The following is a 12,817-nucleotide window of genomic DNA, read 5'->3' on the forward strand; positions in this document are numbered from 1 at the left end:
GAGGAGCAAGCGCCATGACGCACCTGCTGATCTTCCTGCTGATTTTTGCCGGTGTGTTTGGCTGCGCGCTGCTGGGCATGTATGCGCGCACGCGCTTGCCCAATCATCACCTGGATGAGGATTCGGCCTCGTCCATCAAGCTGGCCGCCGGCCTGATCGCCACCATCGCCGCGCTGGTGCTGGGCTTGCTGATCTCGTCGGCCAAGACCTCGTATGACGCGGTCAATGGCGATCTGCAGCGCAACGCGGTGAATATCCTGCGCCTCGATCGCGCGCTGGCGCAGTACGGACCCGAGGCCCAACCGCTGCGCGAGACGCTCAAGCGCAGCTATACCAACTGGGTGGACTTGCTGGCCTCGGGTGACCGCGCGCGGATCGCGCAGCTCGACAGTCCGCAGATCCTCAGCCACGTCAGCGAATTCCAGCGCCGCGTTGGCGCACTGACCCCCACCACGCCGGCCGAGCAGCAATTGAAGGACCGCGCGCTCGATATTTCCGACGAGGTATTCGCTGCACGCTGGCTGGCGCTGATGCAGAAGAACGGCACCATCCCGATGACGCTGTTGCTGGTGCTGGCCGCATGGCTGTGCGTGATCTTTGGAACGTTCGGGCTGTTCGCCCCGCATAACCACACGGTGCTGTTCTTTTTTCTGATATGTGCCCTGTCGGCTTCCGGGGCGATCTACGTGATCCTGGAAATGGATACGCCGCTGACCGGCGTAGTCAGGGTGTCGGTGGCGCCGATGCGCGAAGCGATCAGCCAGATGGATCGGTAGCGCTCAACGCACCTCGCCCATCACCTCGACGATCCAGTCGATGAACACGCGCAGTCGCAACGGCAACTGCCGCTGCGACTGGTACAGCACGCTGATCGGGAACGATGGCGGCGGCATCGCCGGCAGCAGCTCGATCAGCGTGCCGCTGGCCAGTGCCTCGTCCACCCGATAGCGCGGAAACTGCGCGATGCCGAGCCCTGCCTCGCAGCAGGCGAGGTAGGCCTCGGTGCCGCTCACCACAATCGGCGCCGGCAGCGTCACTTCGCGCATGCGCTTGCCCACCATGAATTCCAGCGGCGAGGTGCGGCGCGTGGTGGGGGATGCCCAGTCCACCGCCACGTGTCCGTTTTGCAGATCCGCCAGCGTCTGCGGCATGCCATGACGCTGCACGTAGGCGACGCTCGCCACGGTGGCCTGCGAGAGATTGGCCACGCGCCGGCCGACCATGGTCGAATCGGGCAGATCGCCGGCACGCAGCACGCAGTCCACGCCTTCGCGCACCAGATCGATAAAGCGATCACTGGTGCCGATATCCAGCTCGATCTTCGGATAGCGCGCAAGAAATTCCGGCAGCGCCGGAATCAACACCAGGCGCGCCAGCGAGGAGGCCAGGTCGATGCGCAATCGCCCCTTGGGCACCGCGGCCGCCTCGCGAAAATCCGCCTCCACCGCATCGAGGTCCGCCAGCAGGCGCACGCAATGGTTGTAATAAACCTCACCATCGCGGGTGGGCCGCACCTGCCGGGTGGTGCGCTGGAGCAGGTGGGCGCCCACGTGTTCTTCCAGCCGCTTGATGGTGTGGGTCAGGGTGGCGCGCGGCAGGCTGAGGTCATCGGCGGCGCGCGTAAAGCTGCCCATTTCGACGATACGGGTGAAGACCCGCATGGCTTGCAGACGATCCATGGCGATTGTTGACCATTTCGACAACAGACATGGCGATTATTGAGCATTTATCGCCAGACTGTCATGGCTAACAATGCATGGCCAGCCTCCCCACCCTCCCAAGGAACGCCCCATGCATATGCGACAGCTCGGCAAGAATGGTCCCTCCGTCTCCGCCCTCGGCCTCGGCTGCATGGGCATGAGCGATTTCTACGGCAGCCAGCGCAACGACGCCGAATCGATCGCCACCATCCACCACGCACTGGAACGTGGCTTCAACTTCCTCGACACCGCCGATGTCTATGGCCCACACACCAATGAGGTGCTGGTGGGCAAAGCGCTCAAGGATCGCCGCGAGCAGGCCTTCCTCGCCACCAAGTTCGGCATCGTGCGAGATCCCAACGACCCGGCCAAGCGCGGCATCAATGGCCGCCCCGAGTATGTACGCGCCTCCTGCGAAGCCAGCCTCAAGCGACTGGGTGTGGAATACATCGACCTCTACTACCAGCACCGCGTGGACATCGACGTGCCGATCGAGGAAACCGTGGGCGCCATGGCCGAGCTGGTGAAGGCCGGCAAGGTGCGCCATCTGGGTTTGTCCGAAGCCTCCGGCGCCACGCTGGAGCGGGCGGCCAAGGTGCATCCGATCGCGGCGCTGCAGGTGGAATTTTCGCTGTGGACGCGCGATCCGCAGGAGAACGGCATGCTCGAATCCTCGCGCAAGACCGGTACCAGCATCGTGGCGTATTCGCCGCTGGGTCGCGGTTTTCTCACCGGCGCTTTCCGCAGCCCGGAGGATTTCGAAGCTGACGACTACCGCCGCCAGAGCCCGCGTTTCCAGGGCGAGAATTTCTTCCGCAACCTGGAACTGGTGGACAAGGTGAACGCGATTGCCGCCGAGAAGGGCTGCACGCCGGCCCAGCTGGCGCTGGCCTGGGTGCTGGCACAGGGTGAGAATGTGTTCGCCATTCCCGGCACCCGCTATCGCGACCGGCTGGATGAAAACCTGGGTGCGATGGATGTGACGCTCGATGCGGCTGAACTGCGGGCGATCGATGCCGTGTTCCCGCCGGACGTCGCCGCGGGTGCGCGCTACGCCGGGCCGATGATGCAGATGGTGAATCGCTGATTTCGCAGGCTCCTGGCTGGCCTGACATACGGCCATCCAGTTTCTGACCAAACGGGTAAGACTTCGCTTACATCGAAATCTCGAAGCCTCGGGCAATCTAACCAGGTCGCGGTTTCCACGAACCCCGGCAGCCCGGATCGGTCGCCCCCCTAGAGCCGATCCGTGAGGCCCCCGAAAGGGGGCCTTTTTTTATGGGCCACTCACGGCCACTGCGTGCTTCGCTCACCGGGCGGATCGGCTTGTTCACGCCCACAGGCAACGCTCAGTTGGATGCGGCGTGCCATGCCTCCCGTTCATCGGCATCCAGCTCCAGGGCTACCGCCCGATGTTCCGCCGCCGATTGCATCGCAGCCTCGATCACCGCCATCACCGTGATCGCCTGGCGCGCCGTGACGGGAGCGGGGCCTCGCCCGAGCACTGCGTCGCGGAAGGCCGCGTAATAGCGACTCTGGTCGCCCCGGGGCGTGGTCAGATGCGTGACCTGGCCGTCACCGTCGTACAGCAGCAGATCATCCGGATCGATGCCCCATTCAGCGTCGCCGGGACGCATGCCGGCGATCAGTTGCGCTTCCTGCACGTCGATCTTCGGCTTGACCAGGCTGCCCTGCGTGCCGTGCACTGTGAAGCGCGCACTGCCGCCCGCCACCAGCATGCCCGCGTGCAGGATCACGCGACGCTCGCCGTACTCGAGCACCACATGCGCCCAGTCGGTGACTTCACCGCCATCGCGCTGGGTGGCCAGACTGGCCCATACGCGCTCGGGCAAACCGAACAGCGACAAGGCCTGATCCACCAGATGCGGCCCCAGGTCGTACCACAGGCCGCTGCCCGCGCCCGCCTGCTCGCGCCAGCGTGCACGCACCTGCGGACGAAAGCGGTCGATATGCGATTCGAAATGCGTCACCTCGCCCAGCGTGCCCTGCGCGATCAGCTGCCGCACGCCGAGGAAGTCGCTATCCCAGCGACGGTTCTGGAACACCGACAGCACGAGCCCCTGCTGCTGGGCGATGGCGGCCAGGTTGCGGGCCTGCGCCAGATCGAGCGCGAAGGGCTTGTCCACCACCACGTGCTTGCCCGCTTCCAGCGCGGCGCGCGCCAGCGGCGCATGGGTGTCGTTGGGCGAGGCGATCACCACGATGTCCACCTGGGGATCCGCAAGAACTTTTGCGATGTCGGCGATGACGTCCACCTCAGGCAAGTCCGCGCGCACCTTGTTGGCATCGCGCGATACCACCGTGCGCAGCGCCAGGCCGGGCACGCTGCGGATCAGGGGCGCATGGAAGGTCTTGCCGGCAAATCCATAGCCGATCAGCGCCACGTGCAAGGGAGTGGAGGGGTCGTTCATCGTGACTCGGGCGGTACGGGGGAGACCCATGATAGGCCACCGCCGTCGACGATCCGTCGGAAACGGCTTCGCGCCGCGCTAACGTTTTCGCGCGCACCATCCGCAGCGATTCCGCTTGTGCCGAGGATGCCGCCATGTCACTCCGTCCTGTGCTGATCGCCGCCCTGCTCGCGGCCGCTGGTGTGAGCAGCCACGTCGTCGCGCAGGATGCGCCGGCCGCCAATGCGCCGCAGGCCAAGCGCACCATCCTCGACCAGCACGAGCAAAGCGGTGTGCCGGGCACCGAGATCGTGCTCGGCACGGCCGAGATTCCCGCGGGCGGCGCGGTGGGTTGGCATATACACAACGGCGATGAATCGGGCTATGTGCTGAAAGGCAATCTCGTACTCAAGACGCGCGGCAAACCCGATCAGGTGTTGAAGGCGGGCGATCACTTCTTCAATCCGCGCGGCGCCGTGCACAGTCTTGCGGCGGCACCGGGCAGCGACGGCGGCACGGCGCTATCGACGTGGATCATCGACAAGGGCAAGCCGCTGGCCGAGCCGGTGAAGTGACGCATTACAGCGTTCTCAAGAATACGCGCTGAGTGTGACAACCGCTGCCGCGCGTCATCGCGCCGCACAGCACTTAGGTCACCACTGACAGAAATTCCGCTGAAATTCGCTGCGGAACGAGGCGTTCGTGCGCGTGGCACTTCACGAACAAGTCACCGCCACGATGTTACTCAACCACCCCGTCTGCCCTTGTATCGATAGGGACGGGGTTATGCGCGAAGGCTTGCAACGACGGCCGTGTCATCCGGCGAAGCCCTGCAACAGCGGCGCCCATCGACATCACGCTACATACCCGCCCCCTAAGCTGCTCTTCGCCTGCTTGATGACCGCGCTGTCATCACCCGCGTTCGCGAACTGCGCGCTACAACCCGATGGCCTCACCGTCATCTGCAATACCAACGCGCCCAATCCCTATACCAGCAGCATCAATGCGATCACGGTGGGCAGCGGCACACTCGTCATTCCGGGCAATGGCGCCAAAGTGATCGTCAATACCGGTGCAGGCATCGCCACCACCGGCGCCGCCGTGCAGGTGAACAACAACAGCTCGGTCACCAATGGCGGCAGCATCAGCACGACGTTCATCAATGCCTATGGCATATGGGCGGGTGATCCCAACAATGCATCGAGCACCACCGTCGGCTTCGGCAACACACTGGAGAACGACGGCACGATCAAGACCACGGGCAGCAATTCGGTCGGCATCTTTGCGCGCACTGCCAATCGTACGGCCGGCAATGTCCTGATCAATCGCGGCAGGATCGATACCTTCGGCTCGATTTCCGGCACCAGCCCACGGTCATCGTCCGCCGGCATTCGCTCAGACAGCGTGGTGGCCAGCACCATCCTCAACTACGGCATCGTGGCGGCCCACGGCGCGTACGCAACGATTGCCAGCGGCAACACCGTGGCAATCGCCGGCAATGGCGTGGAAATGGCGGGCCCCGGCACCTTCACCAACGAAGCCGGCGCCAGCGTGACCAGCGACAACGCTTATGGTTTTTACGGTAACGGTCCCAATGCGAACGGCATCACGGTGATCAATGCGGGCACGCTCAGCGGCAGCCGCGGTGCCATCCTGTTCGGCGCGGGACAGTCCAACAACACGGTGATGCTGGAAGCGGGTTCCACCACCACGGGCTCGATCAACGCAGGCGTGGGCGGCAGCAATAACACGCTGGTGTTCGATGGCTTTAGCTCCACCGCGTTTGCCAACGCCATTCCCAACTGGCAACTGGTGGCGCTGCGCAACAGCGCGAATGTCACGCTATCCGGTGCCAGTTATGCGCTGACCAATCTATCGCTTGACGCGGGTACGACAGCGACTTTCACCGCACCTGCGTTGACCATCGGTGGGCAGATCAATGACAACGGCACGCTCGTGTTCGCCAGCGCGAGCAATCTCAATATCACCGCGCCTATCCAGGGAAGCGGTGCGGTGACGCAGGCGGGCAACGGCACGCTGGTGCTGTCGGGTGCCGGCACATACACGGGGCCAACCACCGTCGCCAGTGGAATATTGCAAGCCGGCGGTGCCAACCTGCTCTCGCCTGCCAGCGCGTTCACCGTCAACAGTGGCGCCACGCTGGATCTGGGTAACGCCAATCAGACCATCGGCAGCCTCGCGGGCGCGGGCGCCGTGAACCTGGGTGCGGGCACACTCACCACGGGCGGACTGGGAACATCCACGTCCTTTGGCGGCGTGATCGCCGGGGGCGGCGGGCTGGTAAAAACCGGCGCCGGCAGCATGACGCTCACCGGCGCCAACAGCTACACCGGCGGTACCACCATCAGCAGTGGCGCGTTGCAGTTGGGCGATGGCGGCAGCACAGGCAGCATCGTCGGTGACGTGACTGACAACGGCTCGCTGGTGTTCAACCGCAGCGATGTCTCGACCTACGCAGGCACGATTTCCGGCGCTGGATCGGTCACGCAACAAGGCACCGGCACCACCGTGCTCACGGCCAACCATACCTACACCGGCGGCACCACGATCAATGCGGGAACACTGCAAGTGGGCGATGGCGGCAGCAGTGGCAGCATCGTTGGCGACGTGGTGGACAATGGCGCCCTCGTATTCAACCGCGGCGACGTGTCGACATACGCGGGCGTGATATCCGGCGCAGGTTCGGTGACGCAGCAAGGCGCCGGAACCACCGTGCTCACTGGCAACAGCACCTATAGCGGCGGCACCACGATCAATGCGGGTGCACTGCAACTGGGCGATGGCGGCACCAGCGGCAGCATCGTCGGCGACGTGGTGGACAACGGTGCCTTGGTGTTCAACCGCAGCGATATCTCGACCTTCGCAGGCGCGATTTCCGGTGCCGGATCGGTAACGCAGCAAGGCACTGGCACCACCGTGCTCACCGCTGACAACACTTACGCCGGTGGCACCACGATCAGCGCAGGAACGCTGCAACTAGGCGATGGCGGCAGCAGCGGCAGCCTGGTCGGCGACGTCATCGACAACGGCGCGTTGGTGTTCAATCGCAGCGACAACACGACGTTTGCCGGCCTTATTTCCGGTAGCGGCTCGGTGACGCAGCAGGACACCGGCGCTACGGTGCTCACCGCCAACAACAGCTATACCGGCGGCACTACCATCAGTGCCGGCACCTTGCAGCTGGGCAATGGCGGCGCCAGTGGCAGCATCGTCGGCGACGTGACCAACAACGGCGCGCTCGCCTTCAATCGGAACGATGTGTCAACGTTCGCCGGTGCGATCTCCGGCAGCGGCGCGGTGATTCAGCAAGGCACGGGCACTACGGTGCTCACCGGCAACAGCAGCTATACCGGCGGCACCACGATACAAGCAGGCATGCTGCAGCTCGGCAACGGTGGCACCAGCGGAAGCATCGTCGGTGATGTCACGAACAACGGGCGACTGATCGTCGATCGCTCAGACACAGTCACCATCCCTGGCGTCATTTCCGGCACCGGCAGCGTGAAGCAGCTCGGCAGTGGCACCACGATCTTCACCGGCGACAACACCTATACCGGCGGCACTGTGATCGCCAACGGAGCCTTGCAACTGGGCAACGGCGGAACGAGCGGCAGCATCGTGGGCGATGTGCAGGATGGCGGCACGCTGGTCTTCAACCGCTCGGACACGGTCACCTTCAACGGCGTCATCAGCGACTGGACGAATACCACGCCCGACCCGATTGGCAGTTTGCAGCAGAACGGCACTGGCACCACCGTGCTTACCGCGCTCAATACTTACAGCGGCACGACGTCGGTGAATGCAGGAACGCTGGTGGTGGGCAACGTGCCCAACAGCACCGCAGCGATTGCGGGCGGCGGCGCGGTGCATGTGGCCGGCGGCGCCACGCTGGGCGGCTACGGCATGATCGGCAATTTCGACGGTTCGGGTGGTCCGGTGACCAACGACGGCACGATTGCCGTGGCCGATGCGCTGCCGTTGTTCCAGGGCGGCAGCAAGGGCGACTTTTCGATCAACGGCACGTTGACCAACAACAACCTGATCCAGCTGGCGGGCACAGGCGTAGGCAACAGCTTGTTCGTCGGCAACCTGGTGGGTCAGGGCAATTCGCGTATCGCGATGAATACCGTGCTGGGCGACGACACGTCCAACTCGGATTTGCTGGTCGTCAGCAAAGGCACCACCAGCGGGCATACGGTGCTCAATATCACCAACGTCGGCGGCCTGGGCGCCACCACGCCGGGCAACGGCATTCTGGTGGTGGCCGCCTCCGGGCTGGCGGTCACCACGCCCGATGCTTTCGCGCTCGGCACGTCGCTGGAGGCTGGCCCTTATCAATACGCCTTGTTCAAGGGTGCACGCGATGCGTCGTCGCCCGAATCCTGGTATCTGCGCTCGGAAGATCCCAGTCCTCCCGCCGAGGTACTCGATGCGCTGGGCATTACGATGCCCGCGCCTGGTACGCCGACGGCGACGCGACCCTATGTGGCGTATTACCGGCCTGAGGTATCGCTGTACACCGCCCTCCCTTCGATGGCGCTCAACTACGGCAGGGCGCTGATAGGCACGTTGCACGAGCGCGTGGGCGAAGAGGAACAGCTGCGCGATCTGCCGGGCGATGGTTTCGGCGCCAGCGGCGTGTGGGCACGCGTGATCGGTCAGGACGGGCAATGGGATGCGAAGAGCGGCGGCATCTATCGCGATGGTCCTTCGTTCGACGACAACATGGTCGCGGTGCAAGCTGGTCTGGATCTTTATCGCGATGAACACGACGACGGCGCACGCGACTTTGCCGGCGTACTCTCGTCGGTCGGCCACGGCCATGGTGGCGTGACCAACTACGACGACACCTCGGCGGGCAACGACCGCTTTGATTCCTATTCCATCGGCGGCTACTGGACACGCTTTGGCGCGAAGGACTGGTACCTCGATGGCGTCGTTCAAGGCACCTGGTACGACGCCAAGTCATCGAACGAACAGCAGAGTCTTGCCACCCACGGATTTGGCACGACGCTGTCGCTGGAGGGCGGCTACCCGTTTACCTTTGCCAGCGGCTGGTCACTCGAACCGCAGAGCCAGGTGATCTACCAGTCGCTGCATCTCAATAGTGCGAACGATAGCTCGGCGCACGTGCAGTTCCGCGACGCCGATTCACTCGCCGCACGCCTCGGCGGCCGGGCGTCGCGTAGCTGGGAGTGGGACCAGACGAGCAAGCCCCGCCTGCTGTCGGGGTGGTTCTTCGCCAACCTCTGGCATGAGTTCAAGTCCGATGCGGTCACCCTGTTCTCCTCGCAGACCGGCAATATCCCGTTCCATTCGGATCTGGGCGGCAGCTGGTGGGAGTTGGGCACCGGCCTGAGCGCGCAGTTGAGCAAGAGCGCGTCGCTGTATGCCACGATCAGCTATGACAAGGGTTTCAACGACGGCGTGAAGGCTGTCAACGGAAACCTGGGCATGCGCATTAACTGGTAGGCGCCTCCGCAGTGAAGCCGTTCAGGCCAGGCCTAAGTCGGCGCTAAGCAAACCGCCACTGCGCATCACCCCTGTGAAACGGAACTGTCAAATGGCGAACCCACGCTAGTGCACTGAATCCAGCCACTACTCGGGCCGCCATGTCTTCCTCTTTCCGTCGGCGCTATCACGCGTCGCAGCTTGTCTTGCGTCCTCTTTCCAGCGCAGTCGCGCTCGCCCTGCTCGCCAGCCTGTCGCTCAGCCTGCCCGCGCGTGCCGCCGATACCGATACGACGGCAGCCAGCACACCGGCGGACGCTTCGCCGTCCAAGCCCAGCGCCAATGCCTTGAGGGCACCGAAGGAACTGGAAGAAGTGGAAGTGCAGGGCTCTTCTGCGACCTCGGCCATCACCCAGGCGCCGACCCAGGCCGACCTCAACATCACCCAGCCGCAGTCGGTGATCGGGCTGGACTGGATCAGCAACCATGTGGCGCCCACGGCCGACTACGCCACGATCGCGGCGATCGCGCCGGGCGTGACCAATGTGAGCACGGCCGGCCCCGGCCTGGGCGAGTCCAAGCAGATGACGCTGCGTGGCTTCAATGACAACTCCTTCAACGTCACCTACGACGGCATTCCGTTTGGCGACACCAACGACTTCAGCCATCACACCAGCAGCTACTTCCCGGCCAAGATGATCGGCCAGGTTCTCATTGATCGCGGCCCCGGCAGCGCCAGCACGATTGGCGAGGCGACGTTCGGCGGCACCGTGGCGCTGAGCTCGAAGGACCCGACCGATTCGTTCTCGTTCATTCCCACGCAAAGCTTCGGCAGCTACGACACCTCGCTGACCCATCTGGAGCTCAACACGGGCAAGCTCGACGATCTCGGTGGCGGCAAGCTGATCGCCAGCGCGCAGTACATCAGCACTGATACCGCCAAGACCGACGGCGACACCTCGCGCAAGACGGGCTATATCAAATATGTGCAGCCGATCGGCAGCAACACTGAGATCACCTTCCTCAGCAACTACAACTACATCCGCTTCAACAACCCGAACCTCAGCTCGCTGACGTTGCAGCAGATCGACCAGTTGGGCCGCAATTTCGGCCTCAACAACGATCCCACCAGCACCAATTGCGCCTGCTACAACTTCCAGACCAAGCAGACCGACCTGGAATACCTGGGCATCCACAGCCTGCTGTCGGACACCTGGTCGGTGGACAACAAGGTCTATACCTACGCCTACGACAACACCAGCCACGAGAGCCCCTACGTGGGCACCAAGGCATCGCCGACCAACATGGGCGGCTACGTGAAGATCAACAACTACCGCGCCTGGGGCGATGTGTTCCAGCTGGTGCACGCCGACGACCACGGCCAGTTCCGTACGGGCGGCTGGTACGAGTACACCAACAACGAGCGCAGCAGCATCGCCATCGACTACGGCCGCGACGGCGCCATCGATGTGAAGCCGGGCGCGTCGACGTTCGGTACGTTCAACAGCAAGGGCGTGTACAGCGGGCCGTACAAGTACACCATGAAGGACCAGCTGCACACCGGCCAGCTTTACGCCGAGTACGAGTGGTACGCGTACGACGGCCTGAGCATCACGCCGGGCGTGAAGTACTTCAACGTGAGCCGCGACATCGAGGCGCCGATCAACCAGACCAGCAAGACGCCGCTGTACTACAGCCAGAGCTGGGACAAGACGCTGGGTTACCTCACCGCCAACTATCTGTTGCGCGACGACTGGAGCATCTACGCTACCGCGGCGCAGGGCATGCTCACGCCCAACCTCAACGAGTTCTACGTGCCCAATCCGGCGCTCGACAACACCAAGCCCGAGCAGACGATGAACTACCAGTTCGGCACGGTCTACAAGACCGAGCGCTTCAACGCCGACGCCGATGTGTACTTCATCAACTTCAAGAACTACCAGTTCTCCACCACCGTGCCCGGTACCACCGATGCGGTCTACTACCTGGCCAAGGGCGCGTACATCAAGGGTATCGAAGGCGAGCTCACCTATTACGTAGGTTCGGGCACCAGCGTGTTTGCCAACGGTTCGCTGCAGGACGCGACGTTCAAGGGCTCCAAGCTCGACATCCCCAATGTGCCGGACCGCACCGCCGCGCTGGGCGTGATGTATGAGAACGACGGCTTCTTCGCCTCGCTGTACGACAAGTATTCCGGCAGCCAGAAGGCGTACAACTCCAGCTTCAATCCGGACGTGGCCTCCTCGGTGACCTCGACCATCGGCACCGGCGGTTACTGGCAGGCGGCGATGAGCGTGGGCTACGGCCAGAACCTCACCGGTTCGTGGATCAAGAGTTACAAGGTGCGCCTGCAGGTGGACAACTTGTTTGATGCGCACAACCTGGTGATCAACTCGGTGAGCGGCAATGTGGGTTCGTATTACGTGTTGCCGGGGCGCAGCTGGTTCGCCTCCGCGTCGCTGGCGCTGTGACGGGGGAGTTCACGATGAAGTTCAAGCACACCCTCCTTGCCCTGCTGTTGATCGCACCGTCCCTGTCCGCTGCCAAGGACACGCATGCCGACGTCTACCTGAGCACCACCCAAGTCGACGCGGTGATGTCCGCTCTGCCCCCGCCGAGCGCGCCGGGCAGCGCGGAAGACCAGGCCGATCGCGATGCCACCGATCGCGCCTTCGCCGCGCGCTCTTCCTCTGATTTCGACCAGGCGAAGCAGGAAGAGAAATTCAACGCATTCGACTTTGCCCCGGTGATCGGCGCGGATTTTCGTGCAGACAAGCTCCCTCACGTGGCCGCGCTGTTCAAGGAAGCCGAACACGAGACCAAGGAAGCCGTCGACCTCTCCAAGAACCACTGGAAGCGCGTGCGCCCCTGTCCGCCGGCGTCGGACTGCGCGATGCATCCCGAAGCGTTGGCGAAGAAGAGCTTCGGCTATCCCAGCGGTCATGCCAGCCGCGCCACGGTGGACGCCATCCTGCTCGCGCAACTGTTTCCGCAGGATGCCGATGCGTTGATGCAGCACGCCCGCGACATCGGCTGGCGCCGCGTGGTGAAGGGCGTGCACACGCTGCAGGACATCTACGCGGGCCGCGAATTCGGCCAGGCACTCGCCACCGACATGCTCGCTTCGCCTGCCTTGCAGCACGATCTCGCGGCCGCCCGCGAGGAATTGCGTGCGGCTGGCCTGGTGTCCACCGCTTCCAAGGCCCCCTAGTACCTGTCCGCGGGCTCCGCATG

Annotated in this window: 8 protein-coding genes; 6 read left to right on the forward strand and 2 right to left on the reverse strand. The window is 63.9% G+C overall.

Annotated elements, in window-relative coordinates:
• The first annotated feature begins 14 nt into the window (after positions 1-14).
• A complete protein-coding gene (locus AC1DE1_RS20110) occupies positions 15-776 on the forward strand; it encodes a bestrophin-like domain (RefSeq protein ID WP_477175114.1) in 762 nt (253 codons plus the stop codon).
• Positions 777-779: 3 nt separating this feature from the next.
• Here AC1DE1_RS20110 and AC1DE1_RS20115 read toward each other — a convergent pair whose 3' ends face one another.
• A complete protein-coding gene (locus AC1DE1_RS20115; RefSeq protein WP_441604874.1) occupies positions 780-1,679 on the reverse strand; it encodes a LysR family transcriptional regulator in 900 nt (299 codons plus the stop codon).
• Between the two features lie 112 nt (positions 1,680-1,791).
• On the opposite strand from AC1DE1_RS20115, the gene AC1DE1_RS20120 reads away from it, so the two are divergent.
• Positions 1,792-2,787 carry an aldo/keto reductase gene (locus tag AC1DE1_RS20120; protein WP_477175115.1) on the forward strand — a complete coding sequence of 332 codons (996 nt, stop codon included), beginning with the start codon at positions 1,792-1,794 and terminating at the stop codon, positions 2,785-2,787.
• Positions 2,788-3,049: 262 nt separating this feature from the next.
• Here the strand turns inward: AC1DE1_RS20120 and AC1DE1_RS20125 are convergent, their stop codons facing one another.
• Complete coding sequence (locus AC1DE1_RS20125) at positions 3,050-4,132, reverse strand: oxidoreductase (protein ID WP_477175116.1); 1,083 nt, start codon at positions 4,130-4,132, stop codon at positions 3,050-3,052.
• A gap of 134 nt (positions 4,133-4,266) precedes the next feature.
• On the opposite strand from AC1DE1_RS20125, the gene AC1DE1_RS20130 reads away from it, so the two are divergent.
• From AC1DE1_RS20130 to AC1DE1_RS20145, 4 genes are all read left to right on the forward strand, one after another.
• Complete coding sequence (locus AC1DE1_RS20130; RefSeq protein ID WP_477175117.1) at positions 4,267-4,686, forward strand: cupin domain-containing protein; 420 nt, start codon at positions 4,267-4,269, stop codon at positions 4,684-4,686.
• 322 nt (positions 4,687-5,008) lie between these two features.
• Positions 5,009-9,604, forward strand: a complete 4,596-nt coding sequence (locus AC1DE1_RS20135; RefSeq protein ID WP_477175118.1) for an autotransporter-associated beta strand repeat-containing protein — start codon at positions 5,009-5,011, stop codon at positions 9,602-9,604.
• Between the two features lie 185 nt (positions 9,605-9,789).
• Complete coding sequence (locus AC1DE1_RS20140) at positions 9,790-12,054, forward strand: TonB-dependent receptor (protein ID WP_477175119.1); 2,265 nt, start codon at positions 9,790-9,792, stop codon at positions 12,052-12,054.
• 14 nt (positions 12,055-12,068) lie between these two features.
• Complete coding sequence (locus AC1DE1_RS20145) at positions 12,069-12,794, forward strand: phosphatase PAP2 family protein (RefSeq protein ID WP_477175120.1); 726 nt, start codon at positions 12,069-12,071, stop codon at positions 12,792-12,794.
• The last annotated feature ends 23 nt before the right edge of the window (positions 12,795-12,817 follow it).

This window comes from Dyella sp. 05T440 (assembly GCF_056395965.1).

Excerpts from the sequence above, each read along its gene's own strand:
- AC1DE1_RS20120 (WP_477175115.1), top strand. The coding sequence starts at position 1,792 with ATGCATATGCGACAGCTCGGCAAGAATGGTCCCTCCGTCTCCGCCCTC.
- AC1DE1_RS20125 (WP_477175116.1), bottom strand. The coding sequence starts at position 4,132 with ATGAACGACCCCTCCACTCCCTTGCACGTGGCGCTGATCGGCTATGGA.
- AC1DE1_RS20115 (WP_441604874.1), bottom strand. The coding sequence starts at position 1,679 with ATGGATCGTCTGCAAGCCATGCGGGTCTTCACCCGTATCGTCGAAATG.
- AC1DE1_RS20145 (WP_477175120.1), top strand. The coding sequence starts at position 12,069 with ATGAAGTTCAAGCACACCCTCCTTGCCCTGCTGTTGATCGCACCGTCC.
- AC1DE1_RS20135 (WP_477175118.1), top strand. The coding sequence starts at position 5,009 with ATGACCGCGCTGTCATCACCCGCGTTCGCGAACTGCGCGCTACAACCC.
- AC1DE1_RS20130 (WP_477175117.1), top strand. The coding sequence starts at position 4,267 with ATGTCACTCCGTCCTGTGCTGATCGCCGCCCTGCTCGCGGCCGCTGGT.
- AC1DE1_RS20110 (WP_477175114.1), top strand. The coding sequence starts at position 15 with ATGACGCACCTGCTGATCTTCCTGCTGATTTTTGCCGGTGTGTTTGGC.